This window comes from Streptomyces sp. NPDC058534 (genome assembly GCF_042717365.1).
Taxonomy (GTDB): Bacteria; Actinomycetota; Actinomycetes; order Streptomycetales; family Streptomycetaceae; genus Streptomyces.
Genome location: NZ_JBHXNW010000055.1, coordinates 14221 through 38983 on the forward strand (window position 1 = coordinate 14221; position 24763 = coordinate 38983).

The 24763-nt window shown below is 69.4% G+C and carries 18 protein-coding genes and 1 pseudogene; 5 read left to right on the top strand and 14 right to left on the bottom strand.

What is annotated here, in order from left to right:
* Positions 1-48 precede the first annotated feature (48 nt).
* A complete protein-coding gene (locus tag ACFWR9_RS28825; protein WP_383846909.1) occupies positions 49-1008 on the top strand; it encodes a bifunctional riboflavin kinase/FAD synthetase in 960 nt (319 codons plus the stop codon).
* 51 nt (positions 1009-1059) lie between these two features.
* Here the strand turns inward: ACFWR9_RS28825 and ACFWR9_RS28830 are convergent, their stop codons facing one another.
* The 9 genes and pseudogenes from ACFWR9_RS28830 to eccE form a co-directional block, all read right to left on the bottom strand.
* Complete coding sequence (locus ACFWR9_RS28830; RefSeq protein ID WP_383846911.1) at positions 1060-2094, bottom strand: ABC transporter ATP-binding protein; 1035 nt, start codon at positions 2092-2094, stop codon at positions 1060-1062.
* Positions 2091-3296, bottom strand: coding sequence for an ABC transporter ATP-binding protein (locus ACFWR9_RS28835; RefSeq protein ID WP_383846913.1), 1206 nt, complete (start codon positions 3294-3296; stop codon positions 2091-2093). Before ACFWR9_RS28835 ends, ACFWR9_RS28830 begins: the two co-directional genes overlap by 4 nt.
* Positions 3293-4237, bottom strand: a complete 945-nt coding sequence (locus ACFWR9_RS28840) for an ABC transporter permease (RefSeq protein ID WP_383846915.1) — start codon at positions 4235-4237, stop codon at positions 3293-3295. The genes ACFWR9_RS28835 and ACFWR9_RS28840 overlap by 4 nt, the downstream gene beginning before the upstream one ends.
* Positions 4234-5298, bottom strand: a complete 1065-nt coding sequence (locus ACFWR9_RS28845) for an ABC transporter permease (protein WP_383846917.1) — start codon at positions 5296-5298, stop codon at positions 4234-4236. Before ACFWR9_RS28845 ends, ACFWR9_RS28840 begins: the two co-directional genes overlap by 4 nt.
* Positions 5291-7150: an ABC transporter substrate-binding protein gene (locus tag ACFWR9_RS28850; RefSeq protein ID WP_383846919.1), complete on the bottom strand. Its 1860-nt coding sequence runs from the start codon at positions 7148-7150 to the stop codon at positions 5291-5293. Before ACFWR9_RS28850 ends, ACFWR9_RS28845 begins: the two co-directional genes overlap by 8 nt.
* Before the next feature lie 303 nt (positions 7151-7453).
* Complete coding sequence (locus ACFWR9_RS28855; protein WP_383846967.1) at positions 7454-9958, bottom strand: AAA family ATPase; 2505 nt, start codon at positions 9956-9958, stop codon at positions 7454-7456.
* A 588-nt stretch (positions 9959-10546) separates the two neighbouring features.
* Positions 10547-10630 (bottom strand): annotated as a pseudogene (locus ACFWR9_RS28860) (SCO5717 family growth-regulating ATPase); the annotation flags it as partial.
* Positions 10631-10929: 299 nt separating this feature from the next.
* On the bottom strand, positions 10930-11703 hold the full coding sequence (locus tag ACFWR9_RS28865) for a hypothetical protein (protein WP_383846921.1): 774 nt from the start codon (positions 11701-11703) through the stop codon (positions 10930-10932).
* A complete protein-coding gene (gene eccE / locus ACFWR9_RS28870; RefSeq protein WP_383846923.1) occupies positions 11703-13067 on the bottom strand; it encodes a type VII secretion protein EccE in 1365 nt (454 codons plus the stop codon). The genes ACFWR9_RS28865 and eccE overlap by 1 nt, the downstream gene beginning before the upstream one ends.
* A 221-nt stretch (positions 13068-13288) precedes the next feature.
* Here eccE and eccB point away from each other — a divergent pair, with 221 nt between their 5' ends.
* Entirely contained in the window at positions 13289-14815 is a 1527-nt protein-coding gene (gene eccB / locus ACFWR9_RS28875) for a type VII secretion protein EccB (protein WP_383846925.1), read from the top strand.
* A 22-nt stretch (positions 14816-14837) separates the two neighbouring features.
* Positions 14838-16118: a type VII secretion-associated serine protease mycosin gene (gene mycP / locus ACFWR9_RS28880; RefSeq protein ID WP_383846927.1), complete on the top strand. Its 1281-nt coding sequence runs from the start codon at positions 14838-14840 to the stop codon at positions 16116-16118.
* Positions 16119-16233: 115 nt separating this feature from the next.
* Here mycP and ACFWR9_RS28885 read toward each other — a convergent pair whose 3' ends face one another.
* The 5 genes from ACFWR9_RS28885 to ACFWR9_RS28905 form a co-directional block, all read right to left on the bottom strand.
* Positions 16234-16635, bottom strand: coding sequence for a hypothetical protein (locus ACFWR9_RS28885; RefSeq protein ID WP_383846929.1), 402 nt, complete (start codon positions 16633-16635; stop codon positions 16234-16236).
* Between the two features lie 801 nt (positions 16636-17436).
* Entirely contained in the window at positions 17437-18117 is a 681-nt protein-coding gene (locus ACFWR9_RS28890; RefSeq protein WP_383846930.1) for a hypothetical protein, read from the bottom strand.
* A gap of 406 nt (positions 18118-18523) precedes the next feature.
* Positions 18524-19045, bottom strand: coding sequence for a hypothetical protein (locus ACFWR9_RS28895; RefSeq protein WP_383846932.1), 522 nt, complete (start codon positions 19043-19045; stop codon positions 18524-18526).
* 69 nt (positions 19046-19114) lie between these two features.
* Entirely contained in the window at positions 19115-21448 is a 2334-nt protein-coding gene (locus tag ACFWR9_RS28900; protein ID WP_383846934.1) for a hypothetical protein, read from the bottom strand.
* Positions 21449-21537: 89 nt separating this feature from the next.
* The gene (locus tag ACFWR9_RS28905; RefSeq protein ID WP_383846935.1) at positions 21538-22047 is read right to left on the bottom strand and encodes a hypothetical protein; all 510 of its coding nucleotides are present in this window, start codon (positions 22045-22047) and stop codon (positions 21538-21540) included.
* A 1534-nt stretch (positions 22048-23581) separates the two neighbouring features.
* Here ACFWR9_RS28905 and ACFWR9_RS28910 point away from each other — a divergent pair.
* Together ACFWR9_RS28910 and ACFWR9_RS28915 are read left to right on the top strand one after the other, a co-directional pair.
* The gene (locus tag ACFWR9_RS28910; RefSeq protein ID WP_383846937.1) at positions 23582-24460 is read left to right on the top strand and encodes a helix-turn-helix domain-containing protein; all 879 of its coding nucleotides are present in this window, start codon (positions 23582-23584) and stop codon (positions 24458-24460) included.
* Positions 24457-24666 (top strand): DUF397 domain-containing protein, encoded by a 210-nt coding sequence (locus ACFWR9_RS28915; protein WP_383846939.1) that lies wholly within the window; start codon positions 24457-24459, stop codon positions 24664-24666. Before ACFWR9_RS28910 ends, ACFWR9_RS28915 begins: the two co-directional genes overlap by 4 nt.
* The last annotated feature ends 97 nt before the right edge of the window (positions 24667-24763 follow it).

A 24763-nucleotide genomic window follows, 5' to 3' on the forward strand; every position in this document is an offset into this window, starting at 1 on the left:
CACCACCGGACCCACCGAGATCACGGAAACCACCAAGGAGCAGACACAGTGCAGCGCTGGCGTGGCTTGGAGGACATCCCCGAGGACTGGGGGCGCAGCGTCGTCACCATCGGCTCCTACGACGGCGTCCACCGCGGGCACCAGCTGATCATCAAGCACGCCGTGGACCGCGCCCGCGAGCTGGGCGTCCCCGCCGTCGTCGTCACCTTCGACCCGCACCCCAGCGAGGTCGTCCGCCCCGGCAGTCACCCGCCCCTGCTCGCCGCGCACCACCGCCGTGCCGAACTCATGGCGGACCTGGGCGTGGACGCGGTGCTGATCCTGCCGTTCACGACGGAGTTCTCGAAGCTCTCCGCGGCGGAGTTCGTGGTGAAGGTCCTGGTCGACCGGCTGCGCGCCAAGGCGGTCGTCGAGGGCCCCAACTTCCGCTTCGGCCACAAGGCCGCGGGCAACGTGGACTTCCTCACCGAGCAGGGCAAGGTCTACGACTTCGAGGTCGAGGTCGTCGACCTGTACGTGACCGGTGACGCGGGCGGCGGCGAGCCGTTCTCCTCCACCCTGACCCGCCGCCTGGTCGCCCAGGGCGACGTCGAGGGCGCCGCGGAGATCCTGGGCCGCCCGCACCGCGTGGAGGGCGTGGTCGTGCGCGGCGCCCAGCGAGGGCGCGAGATGGGCTTCCCGACGGCCAACGTCGAGACCCTCCCGCACACCGCGATCCCGGCCGACGGCGTCTACGCCGGCTGGCTGCACGCCCAGGGCGAGGCGATGCCGGCCGCGATCTCGGTCGGCACCAACCCGCAGTTCGAGGGCACCGAGCGCACGGTGGAGGCGTACGCCATCGACCGCGTGGACCTCGACCTGTACGGCCTGCACGTCGCCGTCGACTTCCGCGCCTTCGTACGCGGCCAGGCGAAGTTCGAGACGCTGGACGCGCTCCTTGAGCAGATGGGCCAGGACGTCCAGAGGTGCCGCGAGATCATCGCGGCGTCGGACCTCCACCGCCCCTGACGTCCACCGCTCCTGACGTCCACCGCTCCTGACGTCCACCGCTCCTGACGTTCAGCCCGGCCGGACGGCCGCCTCGTCGCCCGCTCCGGCCGTGGGCCATTCCGCCCGCGACCGGGCCCAGTGGCAGGCGACCTGGGCCTCGTCGCCGCCGGACAGCACCTCCAGTTCCCCGTGCCGGCACGCGTCGGCCACGCCGGCCCGCTCCGCCTCGCCGCCGGCCAGGACCTGGCAGCGGACGTGGAAGCGGCAGCCGGAGGGGATGAACGACGGGTCCGGGGGCTCACCGGTGAGCACGACCGGCGTGCCCGGCGCCTCCGGCAGAACCGACAGCAGCGCCTGCGTGTACGGATGCCGCGGCGCCGTCAGCACCCGCTCCACCGGGCCCGTCTCGACGATCCGGCCGAGGTACATCACCGCCACCCGGTCGGCGATGTTCCAGGCCAGGCCCAGGTCGTGGGTCACGACCAGCGCCGCCAGGCCCAGTTCGGTGCGCAGCCGCAGCAGCAGCGCGAGGATCTCACCGCGCACCGACGCGTCGAGGGAGGCCACCGGTTCGTCCGCGACGAGGAGTTCCGGCTCCAGGACCAGCGCGCCCGCGATGACGACCCGCTGCCGCTGGCCGCCGGACAGCTCGTGCGGATAGCGCAGGAAGAACCGCTCGGGTGGCCGCAGCCCGGCTCGGGACAGGGCCTCGGCGACCGCCGACCGCTCGTCCCCCGCGTGACCGTGGATGCGCAGGCCCTCGGCGACGATGTCGTACACCGTGTGCCGCGGGTTCAGCGAGCCGCTCGGGTCCTGGAGGACCAGCTGGGCCCGCCTGCGGTACGCCTTCAGCGCACGGCCCGAGCGGGCGAGCGGGGCGCCGTCGAAGGTGACCCGGCCCCCGGTCGGCGGGACCAGGCCGAGCAGGGCACGCGCGAGTGTCGTCTTGCCGCAGCCCGACTCGCCGACCAGCGCGACGATCTCACCCCGCCGGATGTCGAGGTCGACCCCGTCCACGGCCCGCGCGTCGGCCGCCCCGCGCCTGCCGGGAAACGTGACGTGCAGCCCCTGGACGCTCAGCAACGGGGGTGTGGTGCTCGTCATGGGGTACTGCTCCTCACTCCGTCGTTCGTCGCGGCGCCACCGGAGGGACTCGCGCCGCCGGTTGTGCCGGTGCCGCCGGGCGTGCCGGAGTCGTTGGGCGCTCCGCTGTCCGTGGCTTTGAGGCCGTCGCCCGTCTCCGTGCCACCGGGCGTGCTCGTGCCGCCGGGCGCGGCCGTGCCGTCACGTGCCCCGCTGTCGGTGGCCCCCTCGGGCTTCCCCGACGATCTGGCGTCGGCGGACACCGCCGTGGCCCCGGCGCCCACGTGGACGCAAGCCGCCCGCCGGCGCGTTCCCGTCTCGCGGAGGGCCTGGTCCTCGGTGGCGCAGAGGTCCAGTGCGACCGGGCATCGCGGGTGGAACGCGCAGCCGGAGGGCACCGCCGTCGGGTCGGGCGGGTCGCCGGGCAGGCCGCGGGGTGCGAACCGCGAGGCCGGGTCGCCGATCGTCGGGAACGCCTCCGACAGCGCCCGGCCGTACGGATGCCGCGCGTCCTCGTAGACCTGCCGGGCCGGGCCCTCCTCGACCACCCGGCCCGCGTACATCACCGCGAGGCGGTCGCAGGTGTCGGCCAGGACGGCGAGGTCGTGGCTGATCATGATCAGGCCGACGTTCTGCTCGCCCACCAAGCCCTCGATCAGCCGCAGGATCTGCGCCTGGATCATCACGTCGAGCGCCGTGGTCGGCTCGTCGGCGACGATCAGACGCGGGTCGCAGGCCAGCGCCATCGCGATCATCACGCGCTGCCGCTGCCCGCCGGACAGCTCGTGCGGGTAGGCGCTCGCCCGGGACGCGGGCAGCCCCACCTGCTCCAACAGCTCGCCCGTCCTCTTGCGCGCGCCGGCCGCCGTGGCCCCGCGGTGCAGCAGGACCGGCTCGGCGATCTGGTCACCGATGCGGTGCACGGCGTTCAGGGAGTGCATCGCGCCCTGGAAGACGATCGACGCCCCCGCCCAGCGCACCGCCCGCAGCCGGCCCCACTTCATGGTCAGCACGTCCTCGCCGTCCAGCAGGATCTCCCCGCCGGTCCGGGCCCCGGCCGGCAGCAGCCGCAGCAGCGCCAGCGCCAGCGTGGACTTGCCGCAGCCGGACTCGCCCGCGATGCCGAGCTTCTCGCCCGCGTCGAGGCGCAGGTCGACCCCGCGCACGGCGGCGGCGCCACCGGCGTACGTCACCTTCAGGTCCCGGACCTCCAGCAGACTCAACGGGACACCCCCAGCCTGGGATTGAGAACCGCCTCCACCGCGCGCCCGCACAGGGTGAACGCCAGCGCCACGACCGCGATCCCGACGCCCGGCGGCACCAGGTACCACCAGTCGCCGGAACTCACCGACCCGGCCTCCCGCGCGTCCTGCAGCAGCCCGCCCCAGGACACCACCGTCGGGTCCCCGAGCCCGAGGAAGGCCAGCGTCGCCTCGGCCAGGATCGCGGAGGAGATGATCAGCGTGGTCTGGGCGAGGACCAGCGGCATGACATTGGGCAGCACGTGCCGGGACATGATGTGCCAGTGCCCGCCCCCGAGCGCCTTCGCGCGTTCGATGTACGGCCGTGACTCCACCGCCAGCGTCTGCGCCCGCACCAGCCGCGCCGTGGTCGGCCACGTGGTCACACCGATCGCCAGCACGATCGTGCCGAGGGAACGGGACATGACCGTCGCCAGCACGATCGCCAGCACCAGCGTCGGCATCACCAGGAACCAGTCCGTGATCCGCATCATCACCGTGGCGTACCACCCGCGGAAGTGCCCGGCCGTGATCCCGATGACCGCCCCGATCGCCACCGACAGCGCGGCCGCGAGCAGCCCGACGAGCAGGGACACGCGCGAGCCCCAGATCAGCAGGCCGAGCAGGTTCCGCCCGAACTGGTCCGTGCCCAGCGGGAATTGCCCGCTCGGGCTCTCCAGCGGCTGCCCCGGCGCGTCGGTCACGCTGTCCACGTCCGACCCGACCGTCAGCGGCGCGGTCAGCGCGATCAGCACGAACAGCGTCAGCGCGGCCAGCCCGAACAGCCCCGCCCGGTGTCTGCGGTACTCCTTCCAGAAGCGCGCGACGGAGGCACGTCGCCGCCGCCGGGCGAGCGCGCGCGGACCCGGCGCACCCGCCTTCCCGGAGGGCTCCGCAGGGGTCTCGGTGGTCTCGGCGGTCATCGGCCCACCCTCGGGTCGAGCAGCGGATACAAGAGGTCGGCCAGCGTGTTCATCAGGATCACCGCGGCGGCGAAGGCGAAGAACAGCCCCTGCACCAACGGCAGATCGGGCACACTGAGCGCCTGGTAGAACAGCCCGCCGAGCCCCGGCCAGGAGAAGACCGTCTCGACGAGGATGACGCCCGCCACGGTCCGGCCCAGGTTGACGAAGACCAGCGTCACGGTCGGCAGCATTGCGTTGGGCACGGCGTGCCGGCGGCGCACGAGGTCGTCCCTGAGCCCCTTGGCCCGCGCGGTCGTCAGATAGTCGCCGCCCATCTCGTCCAGCAGCGCCGACCGGGTGACCAGCAGCGTCTGCCCGTACTCCACGGCGACCAGCGTCACCACGGGGAGGACGAGGTGGTGGGCGACGTCGAGCAGGTAGGCGAAGCCCTCCTCGCCGCCCGACTCCATGCCGCCGGTCGGGAACAGGCCCGGGATCGGGTCCACACCGACCGACAGGACGATGATGAGCAGCAGCCCCAGCCAGAAGGACGGGATGGAGTAGAGCGTCAGCGCGAGACCGGTGTTGAGCCGGTCACCCAGCCCCCCGTGCCGCCACGCCGACCGGGTGCCGAGGAAGGCACCCAGCGCGGTGTAGATCACGAAGGCCGTGCCGGTGAGCAGCAGCGTGTTCGGCAGCGCCTCGACGATCTTGTCGACGACGGGCGCGTGGAACTGGTACGACGTGCCCAGGTCCCCGCTCAGCGCCTTGAGGCAGTAGTCCGTGAACTGCTGCCACAGCGGCAGGTCGAGCCCGAACTCCTGCCGATAGATGTCGAGTTGCTCGGCCGAGACCGGACGGCCACCGGTCATGAACTTCACCGGGTCGCCGGGGATCAGCCGGAAGAGGAAGAAGCTGGTGACCAGGACGGCGAAGAGGGAGACGACCGCTCCGCCCAGCTTCCCCGCTACGTACCGGGGGTACCCGCTGCCCCCGCGCCCCCGCGACGGCCCGGACGGCCGCTTCCCGAGCGCGGGGCCGGTCGCGGCGAGGGGTGCGGAGTCCGTCGCGCTACTCACGGTCGTCCGCCGTCGCCCGGCGGCGGACGGCGAAGAGCACTCCGAGACCGGCGAGGACGACGACACCCGCGACGATACCGATCACGGTGCCCGTCGACGACGAACCGCCCGAGGAGTCACCGGAGTCCGCGGGGACGGCCGACCACCAGCTCCAGTACCCGTCCTGGCCGTAGATGTTGCCCGCGTCGGACGGCATCGTGGTGATCGACTTGATCTGGTCCGTGCGGTAGGCCTCGACCGCGTTCGGATACGCCATGACGTTCATGTAGCCGGTGTCGTAGAGCCGGGACTGCATCTGCTTGACGAGGTCCGCGCGCTCTCCGGCGTCGTACTCGCCCAACTGCCGCGCGTACAGCTCGTCGTACTTCTTGTCGCAGATGAAGTTGTCGGTGGCGCCGGTGTCCTTGGGCGTCGCCGGAAGCGCCCCACAGGTGTGGATGGAGAGCACGAAGTCCGGGTCGGGGTTGACGGACCAGCCGTCGAAGGCGAGGTCGTACTTGCCGGCCAGCCACGGGTCGGTCACGTTGTCGAGGCAGTTGAGGGTGATCGAGATGCCGAGTTCGCCCCACCACTCCTGGAGGTACTTGCCGACCGCCTTGTCGTTCGGGTCGGTGGCGTGGCACAGGACGCGGTAGTTCAGCGGTTTGCCGTCCTTGCCGAGGCGCTTGCCGTCGGCGTTCGTCCGGTAGCCCGCCTCGTCCAGCAGCCGGGCCGCCTCGGCCGGGTCGTACGCCAGCTCCTGCTCGGCAGTCGGCTCGTAGAAGTACTGCGAGAAGCGCGGCGGGATGTAGCCCGCGCCCTCGACCGCGTGCCCCTGGAACACCTTGTCGACGATCGCCTTGCGGTCCACCGCCATGAACAGCGCGTTCCGCACCCGCTGGTCAAGGAGCGAGGGGTGGCCGTCACCGAACTTCGTGCCGTCCTTCGCCCGGGCGCCCGGGTTGGTGGCGAGGGCGTAGAAACGGCGGCCGGGGGCGTCGTTGACGCGGATGTTCTCCTCGCCCTTGAGGGAGTCGGCCTGGGCGGGCGTCAGGGACGGCGCCCCGGCCACGAACGACACCTCGCCCTTGCGCAGGGCGGCGACGGCGGCGTCCTGGTCCTTGTAGTAGCGGAAGACCAGGTTGTCGAACTTGGGGGCGCCCCGCCAGAAGTCCTTGTTGGCCTTCAGCCGCACATAGCTGTCCGGCTTGTAGTCCGTGAGGATGAACGGCCCGTTGCCGACGATCGGGAAGTCCTTGTCGTTGTTGAACTTCGAGAAGTCCCCGACCTTCTCCCACACATGCTTGGGCACGATCGGCACGTCCAGCGCCGTCATCGTGGCCTGCGGCTTCTTCAGCCGGATCACCAGCTCGGTCGGGCTGGGCGCGGTGACCTTCGCGAAGTTGCCGACGAAGCTGCCGTTCGCGGTGGCGGCGGCGGGGTCGGTCATCATCTTGTTGAACGTCCACGCCGCGTCCTCGGCGGTTGCCTGCTGCCCGTCCGACCACTTGGAGTCGGAGCGGATCGTGTACGTCCAGGTCAGCTTGTCGGGCGACGCCTTCCACTCGGTCGCAAGCCCCGGTATGACGTGGTTGTCCTTGGCATCGTAGTTGGTCAGGTACTCGTACGTCAGCCGGTGGATGCTCGTACTGAGCAGGCGTACCGCCAGGAAGGGGCTGAGCGAGTCGACGCTCTGCGCCACGGCGACGGTGAGCGTCTTGTCGCCGCCTCCGCCGCCCTCCTTCGCCGAGGCCGTGGGAGCCACCGCCCCGGAGGTGAGGAGCAGTGCGCAGGCGCCGACCGCGGCGAGCAGCCGGGCTCTCCACGGGCGGCGGGCGGTACGTCCACTGCCGTGCTGATCGTGTGTGCTCATGACTACCTGACCTCGCGTCATCGCACGCGGGAACGCCGGGCGCCCTCGCGTGAGGCGGGCTTGAACAGTGGTGAACGCGGAATGAAGTGTGTGTCTACCAGCGGCAGTCTGCGCGCGTCAACGGTCCGTCAAACCCCATGTGGCCTGCGGAAACGGCGAGTTGACCAGCCCGTCACTCTCATTGGCACAGACCTCTGGCGCCTCCCTGGTGAGAGCCTGACGCCCGCGTCTCACCGGTGCTGCCCGCGCACACGCGAAGGCCCGCGTCGTCCGGGACGACGCGGGCCTTCGGGACTCCGGGGGCTATTGCTGCGGCGGGGGAGGAGGTGTCTGCCCCTGCTGCGGATACCCGTACCCGGGCTGGGCATACGGCTGCCCGGGCTGGGGGTAGGGCTGCCCCGGGTGCTGCGGGGGCACCTGCCCCGGCTGCTGCGGGTATGGCTGGCCGGGCTGCTGCGGGTACGGCTGACCGGGCTGCTGCGGATAGGCCTGGCCCGGCTGGGGCTGGCCCGGCACCGGCTGCTGCTGGCCGGGCATCGGCTGCTGCTGGCCCGGCATCGGCGGGGCGGCGACCGGCGGCGGGTTGCCGTCCGACGTCCACAGGCCGTGCGACTGCTGGTGGCGGACGAAGTCCTCGGCGACCATCGCCGCGAGGTTGAAGTACGACTCCCGCACCTTCGGCCGCATCATGTCGAGGTCGACCTCGGCACCGGCGGACAGGTGCTCGTCGAAGGGGACCACGACCACACCTCGGCACCGCGTCTGGAAATGCCCCACGATGTCGTCGACCTTGATCATCTTGCCGGTCTCGCGGACCCCGGAGATGACCGTGATCGACCGGGACACCAGGTCGGCGTACCCGTGCGCGGACAGCCAGTCCAGCGTCGTACTGGCACTGCTCGCACCGTCCACGGACGGCGTGGAGATGATGATCAGCTGGTCGGCGAGGTCGAGCACGCCGCGCATCGCGCTGTAGAGGAGCCCGGTGCCCGAGTCGGTGAGGATGACCGGGTACTGCTTGCCGAGCACGTCGATCGCGCGCCGGTAGTCCTCGTCGTTGAACGTCGTGGACACGGCCGGGTCGACGTCGTTGGCGATGATCTCGAGACCGGACGAGGCCTGCGAGGTGAACCGCCGGATGTCCATGTACGAGTTGAGGTGCGGGATCGCCTGCACGAGGTCGCGGATGGTGGCCCCGGTCTCGCGGCGCACGCGGCGGCCGAGCGTGCCGGCGTCCGGGTTGGCGTCGATCGCGAGGATCTTGTCCTGCCGCTCGGTGGCGAGCGTGGAGCCGAGGGCGGTGGTGGTGGTCGTCTTGCCGACACCGCCCTTGAGGCTGATGACGGCGATGCGGTAGCAGGACAGCACCGGGGTGCGGATCAGATCCAGCTTCCGCTGCCGCTCGGCCTCCTCCTTCTTGCCGCCCAGCTTGAACCGCGAACCGCCGGCCGCCGGACGGCTGCTCTTCGCCTTCTGCCGCTTGTTGTTGAGCAGCCGGTCGGACGACAGCTCCACGGCCGCGGTGTACCCGAGCGGCGCGGCACCCGGGTTGGTGGGCTGCCGCTGGTCATGCTGCATGGGCTGCGGCCAGGCGGCCCCCAGCCGGGGGTCGACGGGCTGCTGCGGGGGCTGGGGGGTGTCCGGCTGCTGCGGGTGCGGTTGGGGTGCCTGAGGCTGCTGCGGTACCTGGGGGTGCTGTTGCTGCTGCGGCTGATAGTCGGGCTGACCGGGCTGGCCCGGTTGACCGGGCGCGCCGGGCTGCATCGCCTGCGGCGGCTGCATCGCCTGCGGCGGCTGGGGTGACTGCGGTGCCTGGCCCGGCTGCGGCATCGGCTGGGCCGGCGGGACCTGCGGGGCGAAGCCCTGCGGGGTCGGCTGGGGCGCGGCCGGCGGAGCCTGAGCGGGGTCGGGCTGCGGCTGCCCCTGCGGTGCCTGCGGGAACCCGTAGGCACCGGGCTGGGCGGGGGAGTGCGGCTGAGGAGGCTGCGGGAAGCCGTAACCGCCATCGGCCCCGGGCGTGGGAGCGCCGCCCGGCTGCTGGACCGGAGGCGTGGCGCCGGGCTGCGGGAAGCCGTAACCGGCCTGCGGAGCGGGCTGCGGGTTCCACGCGGCGGGGGCCGGCTGCGGAGCCTGCGGCTGGAACGGCGGCCGCTGGGCCGGTACGGCGGGCTGCTCCGGGGTGCCGGGTGCCGGCTGCGCGGGCCACTGGTGCGCCGGCGCGGGCGCGGCCGGCGGGTACGACGGAGGCAGCGGCGGCACCCCACCCTGCGCCGCGGGCGGCGCGTCCTCAGGAACGGCGTCCTGCGGGGCATCGCCGGGCACGGCGTCCTCGGGCTCGTCCACCGCCGGGACGCTGTCCTCGGGCTCGGGCTCGGGCTCGGGCTCGGGATCTGGTACGGCGCTCAGGGCGACCGGCTCGGGCTCGGACACCTCGTCGGCGCCCTCGCCGGAAGCGGCGTCGTCCGTACCGTCCGTGTCCTCATCGGCGTCGCCGGTCTCGGAGCGCTCGGCGTCCTCCGGTTCCACGGCGTCGTCGTCGGTGTCCGTGCCGGCGTCCGCGGCGGCACGCTCGGCGATCTCCCGGTGGAGGGCGGCCGCGGAGAAGCGCATGGTCGCGCCACTCTCAAGATCACCGTTGGCCGGCTCGGGCTCGGCCTCCGGCTCGGCCTCCGGCTCGGGCTGCGGCTCGGGCTCGGGCTGCGGCTCGGGCTCAGGGTGCGGTTCGGGCTCGGGCTGCGGCTCCGGCTCCTGGGTCGGAGGGGGAGCGGGCGCCTGGAGCTGGAACCCTCCGGCCGGGAAGGTCGGCACAGCCGTGGGGGAACTGAAATCCGCACTCGGGCCAGGCGCGGGCGAGGCCTCCGGCGTTTGCACCTCCGGCTCGGGCTCAGGCGTCGGCTCCGGCGTGGGTTCCGGCTCGGCCCGCGCCGATGGCTGCTGCGGCGGCTGCGGCTCGAACCCGCTCCCGACCGGCAACCGCGGCACCCCGGTCGGCCCCCCGGCAGGCGGCGCGGGCGGCGCAGGCGGCGCAGCCGGCGTGAAGGGCGCCCCGGGCCCGGGCGGCGGAGGCGGCGTGTACCGCGCACCCGGCGCGGGCGCGGGTGGCGGCGGCGTGAAGGGCGCGCCCGGCGCGGGAGCCGGAACGGCGGAAGGCCCGCCGGACGGCGACGCGTGCGCCGGAGGCGTCAGCCCCGGCAACGGCGGAACCGGACCACGGGGAGCAGGCGGAGCGGTGGGAGCGGAAGGCGCGGCCGGAGCGGCGGAACCGGAGGCACCAGCCCCAGACGACGAACCAGACGACGAACCGGCCCCCGGCCCCTCGTCCTCCTGCCCCGATTCGCTCGACGCGTTCTGCGTGTACCAGGCGGGCGGCGCGTAGTCGATGGTGAACTCGCCGGTCGTCTCGACTGAGGACTCCGCGTCGGGCTGGTCATCGCCGGGTGTAGCCCAGCCCCCGCGGTTCCCGTCCCGGTCGCTGCTCACAGTTCCTCCTGGTGTGGTCGAGCACCCTCAAGCCGTGCTGGGGCGACCCTTGCTTGTCATTCGAAGTTGTCCAAGGCCGTTCGAGGTCGTCCGATGACCGGCTCTTCCCCCTGGGACGCCGACGCCCGGTCCACGGGTTCTGACGTCGCGCACCACACCAGCCTAATCACGAGCGCCCCGAACCCGTCAGGCCCCGTACCCCTGTACGCGCCCGCATCTAACGCCACAACTGGCGCAAAAGCGGCGAACTTTAGTGGCATAGCGGATGCAACTGGGGTGATCCGGTCAACGTGATTGGGTCAGTCCATCCGCCGGGGCGTACCCAGGAGACCGACCTCCGAATCGGTCGGCTGGGTCATCACGTACTGCCTGTCACGTTCCGTACACCACAGAGTGACCCCGTCGGCAAGGGTCGGCAGTGCCTCGTACTCGGAGCGGGGCAGGCCGGTCACACGGCCGATCTCCATCGACTCGTCCGGCGAGACGCGCTGCACGCCCACCAAGCGCGCCTGGCGCATCAACCGCGGCGCGAGCGGGCTCAGATACGGAAGCAGAGTCAGCACCGACTGCCACGGCGCGGAGACCACCCGCCCACGCGGCGGACGCATACCGCAGTCGCGGATGACCAGCACCGGCGCCGCCGCCGAGGCGCCCTGTGGCGGAACACGGCCCACCTCGTGCACGGTCATGCCGGACTGGCCGCCACCGACCGCCTGCAGCACCTGCGCCCAGTGACCCGCGCGACCGGTTTCCACGGCGACCCTCGCTCCGGTCGCCGCCACGCGCAGCGCCAGGACCTGCGCGGTCCAGAGTCCGCCGATCAACACCATGTCGAACGGCGTCGGACGGTTCACTCCGAGGACGGCGGGCTGCCCTTCGCTGTTGACGCCCACGACGACACCGTCGTCCCCGACGGGCAGGGCGAGCGTTTCGACCTCGGCCATGGAGAGCGTGTGCCGAGGGTGCCGGGGGCCCAGCAGGCCGAGTCCCGCGCGGAGCCGCTCCCGCAGGCCTGTGGCGGACTGTCCGGCGCCCGTCGGATCGATGTGGGCGGCGGGTGACGTCGCCGTCATCAGCGGGCACCTCCGAGCGGCAGTGTGGCGAGCATGCCGGCCAGTTGCTCACGGTCCAGTCGTACGAGGGCGGTTCGCGCCTGGCGTGCGGCATGTTCCAGGCCCCGGCGGGCATCTGCCAGCTCCGTGCTGCTGCGACCGGTAACCCGGACGTGTCCCGTGATCGTCACGTCCTGCCGACTGCTCGGGGCAAGCGTCAGACTGAACGTGGTCGCCAGCGCGGGTACCGCCGTCAGCCTGGCCACCAACTGCGGCAAACCGGCGTCGTGGCCGCCGAGCTGGGGCCAGCGGCGCACCCAGTACGTGGTGTGCCGTCGGTTGTCGCAGCGCCAGCTGCGGCCGGACTCCTCGGTCCGGCGCCGGGGCGCGTCACCCTGTCCGGTCTGGACGGCCACCATCGGGTTGGCGCACATCGAGGTGGAAAGTACGGCCGAGAGCTCCTCCTCGGTCAGCAGGCTGACCCGGAACCCGGCACCCGTCAGCCGACTGGACAGGTGCTCCGCCGACCGTGTCAGGCACTTCTGAGCCCCTGTGAGTCCGCCACCGCGCGCGGCCACCGCGTCCGGGCACAGCTCAGGGTCGAGTTTCAGCGCGATCCACATGATGCGGACGGCGGGAGAAACGTTCCCCGACTGCAACTGCGCGTAGTTGGTCACCACGACCGACTGCCGCGGCAGGTGGGGCGCGGGCGCGGTCTGGGTATGCAGTACGACCTGCGCGGACTCCAGGCGGATGCCGTCCACGTCGAGCGCGTCCCGGACCAGGGCGAGGGGCAGCGGTCTGCGGCCGCGGTCGGCGCGCAGTGCCCCGGCGTCGGCCTCCACCTGGAGCACGGCGGTCAGGAAACCTCCGTCGCCCAGCATGCCCACCGGCCGCCGGTCGCGGCCATCCCGGTGGACGTAGCTGTACGTGCGCAGGTTCGGCTCGCACTCCACGGCCGGTGCCAGGCCGGCGTCGACGCCCTGCGCCACCGGGGTGTTCGCGGCTCTGCGGAGTCTGGCGCGCAGTGCCATGTGGCCGGCCAGCCATTCCGGCAGGGACTGCCGCCGACGACGTACCACTGCCAGAAGCACCAACACGACAGCGACGACGACCGACGGCACCAGCACGAGGGACCCGATGAGCCAGCCGCACACCGTCAGCGCGACGGCCAGCTCCAGCAGCACCATCCGCTGCAGGGCAAAGGAACCGCCCCGTGCCCGACGGGCCTGCAGATGCGGCGTGACAGGGCCCGTGGCGGCCGAGGCCGGCACCTGGGCGCCCGCCGCGGCGTCAGGCCGTCGGGACATCGGTCGTGACCGGGACGCCGGTCGTGACCGGGACCGCGACCGGGACCGGGACCGGGTCTGTGGTGCGGAAGCCATTACTCCAATTCCCCCGAACTCTCCCCAGAGACAACGCGTTCAGCACACGGCAGGGCTGCAGAAGCCTACCCGTGCCCCATGCACCATCCCGCACCAGGCATAGTAGGGGCCGGGTCTGACAGCCGGGATTCCGGAGGCAGTCGGAGCGGGAGACGGATCAGGGCCGAGCGCCGCATCCCACCGCTCCACCACGCCGCCACACGGGGAGAGAACGAAAACACATGGCATCACGGCGTGATGAACTGAACGCCTACACCTTCGCGAAGCGCCGCACACTCGCGTCCTTCCTGCAACCTTCCCCCTCGGGTTCGGAAGAAGGAGCGCCCAGACCATTGAGGGCGGTTGTCCCCGGTGCCGTCGTCGGCATCGTCGTCCTCGCCGTGTTCGGAGCGATCGGTCTGTTCAGCCCGACGGCGCCCAAGGGTTGGGACAAGGTGGGGGAGAACGTGATCGTGGCCAGCGACTCCACGACCCGCTACGTCGTGCTGAAGACCGACGGGAAGAGGCAACTGCACCCGGTCCTCAACATGGCCTCCGCGAAACTCCTCCTCGATCCCGGCAAGGAGAAGGTCATCACGGTCGACGAGAACGTCCTCGACAGCGGCAGACCACCGCATGGCGCCACGATCGGCATCCCCTACGCACCCGACCGCCTGCCCTCGCCCGACGAGGCCGAGACCACCAAGCGGTGGGCCGTCTGCGAGCGCCCCGGTCCCGGCGGCCGGGGCACCCAGAAAGCTGCGTTCGTCCTCGCCGAGAAGGAGTGGTCCAAGACGGAGGGCTCGAAGAAGCTCTCCGGGGGCGACTTGATGTACGTCGTCGCACCGGACGGCACCTCCCAGTACGTCGTCGACTCGCGCGGCTACGCCTACCGACTGGCCGACCCCGCCGACAAGGAACTCCTCAAGGCCCTCGACACCCAGGGCCGCGCCCCGCAGCGGGTGTCCCAGGAGTGGCTGAACACCCTCCACAAGGGCGACCCGGTCGACATCCCGGAGATCGAGGGCGCCCCCGGCGCGGACGCGGGAGCCTCCGACATGCTCGGGGAGCACGACAAGGTGGGCATGGTCATCAAGGCGTACGACGGCCGGCGCATGCAGTACTACGTCGTCCTGAGCGGCGGCGTGACCCGCATCTCGGAGTTCACCGCGACGCTGCTCCTCAACAGCGGCGACCTCGTCGGCGTAGGACAGGCCGGCGAGGCGCAGCAGGTCAGCCCCGGCGCGGTCGTCGACAGCACCGAGTTCGAGGGACAGCGGAACTGGCCGTCGTACCGACCGAGAACGGTCAACGACGGCTCCTCCGCCACGTCCGGCCGCAACACCGTCTGCAACGTCCTGCGTGCGGTGAACCCCAAGAACGGCGAGACGACCCTGTCCACCTGGGCGAGCACCGACTTCCCCGCCCAGCTGCCCACCGGCTCCTCCAGCGCGTACGTCACACCCGGCTCCGGACAGCTCTACCGCCAGTTCCAGGGCACCGAGACGAAGGCGGGCGGCGTCTTCCTGGTCACCGACACGGGACTGCGCTATGCCCTGCAGTCCAACAGCGACAGTGCCGACGACGACCAGGGCATCGGCACCTCCGACAAGAAGCGCGAGCAGGAACTGAGCGAGGCGCGCATCGCCCAGGCCCGGCTCGGCTACGAGGACGTGAACCCCTCACCCGTACCGGCGCAGTGGTCGACCTTCCTGCCCACGGGACCCCGCCTGTCCGAGGCAGCCGCACGCCAGCCGCAGGGCGCGTAGCGGCCACCAGGAGAGCGAGATCATGCAGAACGAGACGACCCTCCCCGGGCGCGGCAGTCGCGTCCGGGCGCTGACGGCGGCCGCACTCACCGCATCGGTGATCGCCGCACCGACGGCCCTCACACTCCCCACCGCCCCCGAGGCACGCGCGGCCGACGGCGGCCAGTGCACCTTCCCCTCCAAGAACTACGAGGGCAGGCCGTGGGCGCTGCAACGCGTCAACCTGGACGAGCTGTGGACGCAGTCGAAGGGCAAGGGCGTCCAGGTCGCGGTGATCGACACAGGCGTGGACGTGAAGAACCCCCAACTCACGGAATCCGTCGACGCCTCCAAGGGCAAGAACTACCTGCCCCCCAAGAACGACAAGGGTGAGAAGATCGAACGCGGCAACGCGAACGGCACCACGGACAGCGTCGGGCACGGCACGCGCGTGGCCGGCATCATCGCGGCCCGCCCCGCCGAGGACACCGGCTTCGTCGGCCTCGCCCCCGAGGCCACGATCATCCCCATCAAACAGAACGACGCGGAGGGCAACGGCACGGCCGACACACTCGCCACGTCGATCCGTCATGCCGTGGACGTCGGCGCCGACGTCATCAATATCTCGCAGGACACGGCCAACGCCGTCAAACCCGCCTCGAACCTGGAGTCGGCCGTCGACTACGCCCTGGACAAGGAGGTGGTGGTCGTCGCCTCGGCGGGCAACGACGGCCTCGGAGGCAAGGACAAGACGACGTACCCGGCCTCGTACGACGGCGTCCTCGCCGTCGCCTCCTCCGACCGCAACAACGAACGCGCGTCCTTCTCCCAGGCCGGCGAGTTCGTGGGCGTGGCGGCCCCCGGCGTCGACATGGTCTCCACCGTCCCCGGCGGCGGCCACTGCTCCGACAACGGCACCAGCTTCTCCGCCCCTTACGTGGCAGCGGTGGCGGCTCTGCTGAAGGCCGAGCACCCCAAGTGGACGGCCGCGCAGATCATCTCCCAGATCGAGCAGACGGCCGAACGCTCCATCCCCGGCGACGACCGCCTGGTCGGCTGGGGCGTGATCGACCCGGTCAAGGCCCTGACCGACGTGGACCCGGCACACCCGGTCGAGTCCCCCACAGCCGAGCAAGCGGGCACCCGGGCAAAGGCCCCCGACGTCCCCCCTCTCCACCTCGGCGAAACCGCCGAGGAACGCAACACTCGCCTGGGCACCTACGTGGCCGTCGGCGCCCTGGTCCTGGCCGCCGCCCTCGGCGGCACGGCGGTGGCGGTACGGGACTCACGACGGCGGGGCAATCATGGCGGACGTCAAACCTGAGGGGTGACACGACGGATGTCCGAGCCGCTGTAGGCCCCTTATCTCACGATCCCATGGCACTTCTTCGATGCTCCGGCCGATGCACCCGAAACGGCCGTCTGCTAACCCGTGCAGGCTACGCGTTCCGTGCGTCGGCCCACTTGTCCAGTTCGCGCATCGCCTCGGCGTGTGCGCTCATTCGGAGACTCACACTGCCGCTCGTGAAGAGCGCCACACCAGCGACCGACACCGGAACGGACAGCCCGAGCACAGTCAGGGCTTCAGGCCAGTCGCGTTCGTTCTGACACCAATCACCCCTTTGCAGGCCGTCGTTGGCCGTGCCGTAATCGGTCAACAACCGTGACTCGCACTGCGCGGGGTAGCGGTCGTCGGGCTCCTCATCGACCTCGTACGGCGTGAGCAGCAACAGGGCACACCACGTCCACTGGAGCGCCGCCACAACCAACAGACCGATACCCCAGGCGCGTATCCGGCTATACCTGTATCGGAAGTCGAGGTCGTACTCACGTGATCGCATGGCCGACGAATCTAGCAGCGAGGTTCTCGCAGTTGAGCCGGCGCCATGAGACGAGACAGGAGCTGAAGTAAAGGCTATGGGAATGTTCGACAGGCTCACCGGTACCCGGCGTCCCGAAGAGGGAGTCGCTCCCCGGCCGGTTGCGGATGTTCGGGGCGCGCTGCTCGGGCTCGTTGGGGATCAGGTGCCGTTCCATGTACGTGAAGCCAGGCCGGGGGAGAAGGCGGATATCGTGGCCGAGTGCCAGGTTCCCCGGGTGAGGATCACACTGCGGACGCGGATGCGGTTCGTGCCGGACGTGTGTGAGGTGCGGTTCCTCGACGAGCGCTGGGAGCGACGCTCCGGGGACGGGGCGAGTGTGCGGTACGGGCGGGGGTATGCCCCAGCCGTGTACCGGGAGGGGGGAGGAGTTCCGCTTCTCCACACGCGAGATGACCGACCCTCTGCGCGACGCCGTCCTCGGCGCTGGGTGGACCTGGCGGGGGGTGCTCAGATTCCGGTGACGCCGGTCAGCGAGCCCTTTCCCACCTCACGCTGATGCGTGATGAAGGACGAGGACGGCCTTCACGACGTCGGTGATCTGTCGGCGACGATGCGGTCGATCGGGAGCAGGGTGCCGTCGAGTTTCCGCTGCGGGGTGGACAGATCAGGAAGAACCCGTCTACCAGGAGCTTCGCTGTTGCGCAGGGCTGTCCAACTCGCTCTCAGGACTGCCAGTTTGGAAAGGCTCAGTATCGATGCACTCAGGTCCTGCGCGAACACGCCTTTGCCAGGCTCCATGCCGTGATGCCTCACCGGTGGCTACGCGGGATCCAACACCGGCTTCGCGGGAAGCCCGCCGTTCTCCTCACAGCCCAGTTCCTTGGCCATGGCCAGCGAGAAGGAGTGCGCCACGGTCGCGTAGGCGTCCTTCAACGCCTCAACGTTGTCCTCGGGCTCCGTCGGCATGCCCCAGCGCTCCACGCCGATGGCGATGTGAGCCGCTTTCGTCGACTCGGGGAACCTGTCGCTGCGGCATGCGAACCGGACCGACGCCCTGTTCGCCGCCGCCAGGGTGCGCTCCCCCATCTTCAGCACGGTGAAATCCGGGGCCGGTGTCCCCGTCGGGGGGCCGCCCTTCAGCCCCCAGGTGACTCGGAGCGCGAAATCCGAGGTGCCGTCGGCCGTGTAGATACGGCAGACGTCGTCGCGCCCTCCGGTGGAGCGCGGCCACGCCTCGACGAGCTCCGTCGCGGCATGCGCGACGGTGGACGTCTCCGCCGTGGTCCCGAACCGCGACGTCCCCGTGATCACCTTCAGCGCCTTGGACGCATCGGCGGACACGGCGTCGCCACCGCAGAGTCGCGTCCCCGCCACATCCTTGTCGGCCACCTCCTCGTCTCCGTCACCACCACAACTGGCGACCCCGAGGCACAACAAGCCGGCCACGCCCGTGGCAAGGAGTCCAGCGCGCACCGGCCTACGACTGATCACTATCCGCATCCTTACGTGTCCTCGGTCGTCCGCCGGCCTCAGCCGGTCTCCGGGCGGTTTCCCTGCTGGTTCTCCCGGTCGTTGCCGACCCCGTAGCCGATCAACATCGATTCGCGCAGGTCCTGCGCGAACTCGTCCTTGCGGGGGCCCACGCCGGGACTCCAAGGCCTGGCGGTCGAGGACAACTCCAAGTGAAGCGACGACGAGACGACGACAAGCCAGGTGATCGAAAACGAGATCGTCGTACACGGCGGCGGCGCCGCCCCGTAGCTCGGAGCGGACGCCGCCTCTTCCCCGGGCAACAGTCCGAGTCACGCCTCCGTCACGTCCGTCGGCGCGGAGGTCGCCTTCACAGTCACGATCCCGAGCTACTCGGACGGAGCGACGAGCCGGACGGGGGCCTGCTGAGCTTCCATCAGCGGCACATCAAGGAGCCCTCTACGGCATGCGCGTACGAAGTAGCCAACCTCTTCACGGCCGCCGGATCGTCAACGCCGTCTGCGTAAACCTGAACAGTCACGAAGAGAGTGCCGTCGCCGTGTTCCGGGCTGTCACACCGCGCGCGCTTGGCAGCGGCTGTGCCCGTTTGCATGAACTCGTTGTCATCGGTCAACGTGGCGGTTTCCAACTGAGGAATCCCCTTCGCAACGTCGGCGACACCACTCCCGTGCTTCCACCACTCCTGACTCACCCTCAGAGCCGCTTCGCCATCAACGTTCACCTGACAGCGCTTCCGGCTGGGCACCGGGTTCTTTTCCTGGACGTCGAGCTCCTTGCCCGGTGGCAGCAGCTGCGAAACGGTGGATTGATCCACCCGGGTGCCGCAGAGGGCGTCGGGAGCGTCGTAGGCCCGTTCAGGTTCGGACTCTGAGCATCCGGCGAGCGTACAGAGCGCCGTCAACGCCATCGACATGCCCATCAGCCGGTGGGTGTTCACGTAAGAACTCCTCAGTTCTGGCTCAACAGGAGGTATGGGAGTGGGGTGTGCTTGATCGAGCGTTGCCGCTCAGATGTCGGTCACCAATTCGGGCCCGACGCGATCCATGTAGTCCCCTGCGGATAGGTACCCCTGTGCGGCCTCTTCCTCTGCCCAGGTGGCGACATCCCCGGGGTGCGCATGGTCATGTGCTCTGGCGGCTTCAGAAGCAGCTCGTCGAGTATATTTCATATTGCTGTCCTGACCGTTCTCCCAATTCTCGCCCATTTTGGGTCCGGCGCCATCCTTGGCGCTTCCTTCTGCATCCTTGAAGAACTGTTCCAGGACAACGCTGGTGACAGTGCCGGCAGCACCTCCCACTCCTGCTCCGACAGCGGGGGAGGCAATAAAGGAAGTGCCAATACCCACTCCGAGGCCGATTGTTCCTGAAACGGTGTTCTTCCACTGGGCCACAGAGTGGTCGTACGCCTTGTCGTTCTCCACGGCGCCGGATGCCACGGCCTCGTTTCGGCCCATTGCCAAGGTTCCCGACACTTCGCCCGAATGCCTCGCGATGGAGCGGATGGTGAGCTCCGAATCGTGATTAGGGTGCCGATTCTCGGGCAAGTCGGGGTTCAAGTGGTAGTCCATCAAGGATGCCATATAACTCTTCTGGCCCACCTCAACGGCGGAGTACCCTTCCGGGTTCTGACTTACAGCGAAGAGGAATCTCGTTACATCCCGGTGATTCATCTCCGCAGAAGAACCGGCGACTGGATACAGGTTCTCTATGCGCTTCCACGCCTGCTGAGCATCGACATCATTCTTGTCCGGATGAGGGTCCACATCGGTTGCTGCGCGATTGATGTCAGGAAGGTACTCGGATGCAATCTGTCCCATGCTGTCCGACATGTAACTTTTTCCGGTGAGTCGCCCGTTGTCATCGGAGATCGAGGCCACGAGGCTCTCGAATAGCTTAGTCTGCTCGGCAGTATGCCCCGGAGTGTCAGACATCGGAAACAGCTCGCCCGCTGGGTGACCTGTTGTCGCCGCCTCCAGCGCCAATGCAAGATTGTTCTGCCCAGTGTGCAGTTCGTCGCCGTTCAGGTTCCACTCCTGCGGCCAGTCCCGCTCCTCGAACAGGTACTGGAAGTTGGAGAGAGCAACCTTCCCGTTCTTCCCGTCGCCATCCGTGTCACGCTCGAACGGATTATCCGGGTCGTTCTTCGATACGTACTGCTGGTTGAAGAACTCGGTGGCCGCGTCCGGGCTGTTGGACAGTCCCTTCAGGTACCCAGTCAGCGGATCGGCTCCGCTGTCTTCCCCGATGCGGTTGAGCCATGAAGCCCCGGCGGCACGGCTCCACGCCAGGTTGCCCTGCTCGCCGTTCCCCGTGAGCCTTCGCTCGGTGGCCATGAGCTTCGTGCCGTAGTCCTTCAGGAACTGGTCGTCGTAGTCGCCGGTCCGCATCAGGTTGCTCATGACCTGGAAGCCCACTGGCCCGCCATGGTTGCCGTGCAGTGGCTTGTCGCCGATGTCGATCATCGTGCGCTTCCAGTCGGTCATCGCCGCCGAATCGCTCTGCGTGGCGTGCGCCAGTGTCATGCCGAGGCTGCGCTGCAAGTCGTCGAACTGCTCCAGACGCTCCCGCCCCAGATCCCAGTTGCCCTGCTGTGGGTCGGTGATACCGGTCCAGAACTCCAGCGTCTTCTTCGGCCCTAGCGCGGTCGCGAACCGCTCGGCGAACAGCTCGTCGTCGGCGTACTTCTTTAGCCCGGCGTTGAGCCTGTCGAAGTCCTTGACGCTCAGATCGTCGGGGTTCTTCTTGGCCAGCGCGGCCAGCTCGTCGGCCTTCTTGACGGCCTCGACGGCTGAGTCCCGGTCCGTGTAATTCGCGTCCGAGAACCCCAGCTTGCTCTGATCGGCGATGGCCTGGAGAACAGTCTTGGCCGAGTTGTCGCTCTCGGTGGCCTTGTTGAGGATTCCCTGGATCTGGTCACGCAGCGCGGTGATGTTGCCCTTGTTGTCCTGGTCCATCTTGCTGCGTGCCTCAGGCGGTGCGTTGGTGGTGACGGTGTAGCCACCCTCGTAGCCGATGACCGTGAGGTTCTTCTTCCGGCCGCCCTCGATGGCATCGAGGAGCTGTTGGTGGTACCCCTTCAGCTCGCTTACCGTGTCATTGAGGATCTTGTAGATGGTCTTAGCTTGGGTGTGGGCGTCGGTGAACTCGCCGGCGGTCTTTCCGATGAACTGTTTGGACACCCCTGCGTTCACACCGGCCCAGTCGGCCTTGTTGGCGCCCTGGTGGAGGTTGTCCTCGGCGTCCTTCTTGAGCTGCTCAAGACTGTTGACAAGCGTTGACCAGTCCGTGACGGCATCGTCGGTCAGGGCGAAGTTGGCATCGCGCAGAGCTTCGAGTTCCATGGGGGATCGTTCCTAGGGAGTCGGTGAGGAAGGAAGAGGGTTCGACCACGCGCGGAGTAGAGGGTGGTGGCCGTCCCGTGCGCGGTGCGTCAGTCGTCCTTCTTCTCGCTCTTCTCGCCGTAGATCTTGTTCTCCTTGCCAGGCTCCCCGACTCGTTCGTTGAAGCCGGCGTCCAGCATGGCGATGCTGCTCATCTGCCGCTGGATGTAACCCTCGTCGCCGTCATGGAGCTTCTTGGTGACCTGCATGTGGTTGGAGATCTGGGCACAGGCATCCATCAGGGACTTCAGCTGCTCGTCCCACCGGTTCCCGACGTGCCGAAGCCCTGTCCCGAGCGCGAAGCCCTGCTTCGACAGATTGCTTGCGGCGGTGTCGGTGCTCGCGATGTGGACGCGGGCCTTGTCCCACAGCTGGTTGTACAGGTCGTGGGCGTCCTTGCCGACCTTGGTGAGGGCGTCGTTCTTGACCTCCAGACCTCCGTATGTGTCCGGTCGGCTCGTCGGCCCGCCCCCGCCCATTTGGTTCAACTGCATGTGCGTAGAGCCCTGCTGACGCTGCGCTGCGTCAGCTTTGAGCTGCTCCCACTCGTCCCATGCCATGGACGGCTACCTTCCCCGTGTGCAGGACTGGCGGCGCCATCGCGGGCCGGATGGCGTCGTGCGGTCAACTGACTCTGCCCTAACCTAGCAACGGCAAGACGGTGCGATGCAGGCCCTACGGGCAGCCACGGACCGAACGAGGCGCTTCCAGCGGCAGCGTGATGAGAGTCTCCGTCCCCACCGTCTGCCATCGCGACGCTCGGAGGGGGATGCCTTGGCGGTGGTGCAGCACTATGTACAGCAACGGCGTTGAGGAGGGTGGGTCGGCCATGTCAGGACTGACGGGGCTGACGGTCTTCCTGTTTCGTGCTCTCTGCCTTGCTGGTGCCCGTGGCCTGTATCAAGGCAGACCGCGTCCGTTCCTGGCGCGAGTCGCCTAGTCCATCCGTTCCGGACCTCCCGGACGGGGCCTTCGTGGTCGGCCGCGTCATCCTGGTCGCCATGGCTTTCGTCTGTGTCGTCGTCGGCTTCCAGGGGCTGGCTGTGCAGGACAACGGGGAGTGGAGCGGCGACGAATTGACGAGCGCAGTCAAGGGCGCAACTCGGTCCCTGGACGGCAGCTTCACCTACGGCGGTTCGCTGGAGGACGGTGCCCAGGCCGACTTCGACGGCGAATGCGCCAGGAAGGTCGAGCACGAGGTTGTCGAACATGGCAGCGGGGACGCTCCACAACTGGGCGTAGACGCCGCATCGATCGGTCCGGCCGATTCCGATCGGGCCCGGTACCGCATCACGCTGACAGGGCGGATACGGCCTTCTGTATGGACGTCAAACGGACGCACTCGCCACCGTCAAAACCTTGAACTGCGGGTGAACGGCATCTATGGGTATGTTCGACAGGCTCTCCGGTACTCGGCGTCCCGTAAAGGGAGTCGCTCCCCGGCCCGTTGCGGATGTTCGGGACGCGCTGCTCGGGCTCGTTGGGGATCAGGAGCCGTTCCAGGTACGTGAAGCTATGCCGGGGGAGAAGGCGGACCTCGTGGCCGAGTGCCAGGTTCCCGGGTGAGGATCACGCTGCGGACGCGGATGCGGTTCGTGCCGGACGCGTGTGAGGTGCGGTTCCTCGACGAGCGCTGGGAGCGACGCTCCGGGGACGGGGCCAGTGTGCGGTACGGGCGGGGGCATGCCCCAGCCATGTACCGGGAGGGGAAGGAGTTCCGCTTCTCCACACGCGAGATGACTGACCCTCTGCGCGACGCCGCCCTCGGCGCTGGGTGGACCTGGCGTGGGGTGCTCAGATTCCGGTGACGCCGGTCAGTGCGGATGTTGAACGCTGGGCACGAGTAGGTCCGGACCGATGAGGTGACGCTCCGCCCTTCAAGCACGCACCAAACCTCGCTGCGGACAGATGTCTTGGGTGGCTGTCGGGTTGGCGCGGTCGGCGATCTCCCGGTTCGCGCCACACGGCATGGTGGCACCCGTCTATCGTGAAGCGTGACGGTACGAATACGCAAGGTCACTGTCCGGGCTTGTCGGGGCGGGCGGTGCGGTAGTGCGGCGTTGAAGTGATGCGGCACGACGGAGGGGCACGGGCATGGTGGCGGTCGACAGCGACGCGGGGCAGCTCAGGAGCGAGACGGACGAACCGGGGTGGGAGGTCGACCCCGACGACGAGTGGGGCGTCGCGGTCATCGAGACCGTGGGGCGGCAGCTGAAGCTGCGGCGCGAGGCTGCGGGGATGAGGGCGCCGGACTTCGCGAAGGCGGCCGGGTATGGCGAGGACCTGGTCTACAAAATCGAGGGCGGGAAGCGGATTCCCCGCCCCGAGTATCTCGACAAGGCGGACGAACTTCTGGGGGCCGGCGGGCTGCTCGCGGCGATGAAGGAGGACGTGGCCAAGGTCCGGTACCCGAAGAAGGTGCGGGAGCTCGCGCAGCTGGAGGCCAAGGCCGTGGAAATCGGGCTGTACGTGTGCAGCAGCATTCCGGGTCTGCTGCAAACTCCCGAGCACGCCCGTGCCTTGCTGGCGTGCTGGCAGCCCGCCTACTCCGCGGAGGACCTGGAGCGCCGGGTGGCCGCCCGCATGGCACGCCGGGCCGTCTACGACCGGTGCCCCGCGCCTGCGCTCGGGTTCGTCCTGGAAGAGGCGACGCTCCGTCGCAGGGTCGGAGGCACAATGGTGCGACGACAGCAGTTCGAACGCTTGTTGGCGGTGGGTCAATTGGGCAACGTCACGCTTCAGGTGATGCCTATGGACAGTGGACCGCACTCCGGCATGGGCGGCAGGATCGAGGTACTGAAGTTCGTGGACGGGACGGCCGTGGGGCGCTCTGATGGCGCGTTCAACGGCCGCCCGATCCACGAGCCGAGGCTGCTGCGAATCCTCGAACTGCGGTATGGCACTGTCCGGGCTCAGGCGCTTCCACCGGGGGAGTCGCTGGCCTTCATCGAGCAACTGCTGGGAGAAGAATGATCCGCGAGACCGCTGCCAGTGATGCCCCCGAACTGGCATGGTTCAAAAGTAGCTACAGCGACGGACCCGACGGCGACACCTGCGTCGAGATCGCCCACGCTCCCGGCGCCGTCCATGTCCGTGATTCGAAGGACTCCGACGGCCCCAGCTTTGTTGTGGGCAGCCAGGCCTGGGGCGCCTTCGTGACGTACGGTGCGGAAGCCTGAGGTTCCCGCCAGCGCCTCGGACGCGTCTATGTCGGTCACGTCACGGGTCCGTGGGAGCCTGAAAGGGGTGAGCTTTCAGTCGCCGGACACGTTCTTA

Bases quoted from the DNA above. Each gene is read 5' to 3' on its own strand.
- ACFWR9_RS28830 (WP_383846911.1), bottom strand. From the start codon at position 2,094: ATGACGAGCACCACACCCCCGTTGCTGAGCGTCCAGGGGCTGCACGTC.
- ACFWR9_RS28890 (WP_383846930.1), bottom strand. From the start codon at position 18,117: ATGCGGATAGTGATCAGTCGTAGGCCGGTGCGCGCTGGACTCCTTGCC.
- mycP (WP_383846927.1), top strand. From the start codon at position 14,838: ATGCAGAACGAGACGACCCTCCCCGGGCGCGGCAGTCGCGTCCGGGCG.
- ACFWR9_RS28840 (WP_383846915.1), bottom strand. From the start codon at position 4,237: ATGACCGCCGAGACCACCGAGACCCCTGCGGAGCCCTCCGGGAAGGCG.
- eccE (WP_383846923.1), bottom strand. From the start codon at position 13,067: ATGGCTTCCGCACCACAGACCCGGTCCCGGTCCCGGTCGCGGTCCCGG.
- ACFWR9_RS28900 (WP_383846934.1), bottom strand. From the start codon at position 21,448: ATGGAACTCGAAGCTCTGCGCGATGCCAACTTCGCCCTGACCGACGAT.
- ACFWR9_RS28865 (WP_383846921.1), bottom strand. From the start codon at position 11,703: ATGACGGCGACGTCACCCGCCGCCCACATCGATCCGACGGGCGCCGGA.
- ACFWR9_RS28910 (WP_383846937.1), top strand. From the start codon at position 23,582: ATGGTGGCGGTCGACAGCGACGCGGGGCAGCTCAGGAGCGAGACGGAC.
- ACFWR9_RS28905 (WP_383846935.1), bottom strand. From the start codon at position 22,047: ATGGCATGGGACGAGTGGGAGCAGCTCAAAGCTGACGCAGCGCAGCGT.
- ACFWR9_RS28850 (WP_383846919.1), bottom strand. From the start codon at position 7,150: ATGAGCACACACGATCAGCACGGCAGTGGACGTACCGCCCGCCGCCCG.
- ACFWR9_RS28915 (WP_383846939.1), top strand. From the start codon at position 24,457: ATGATCCGCGAGACCGCTGCCAGTGATGCCCCCGAACTGGCATGGTTC.
- eccB (WP_383846925.1), top strand. From the start codon at position 13,289: ATGGCATCACGGCGTGATGAACTGAACGCCTACACCTTCGCGAAGCGC.
- ACFWR9_RS28885 (WP_383846929.1), bottom strand. From the start codon at position 16,635: ATGCGATCACGTGAGTACGACCTCGACTTCCGATACAGGTATAGCCGG.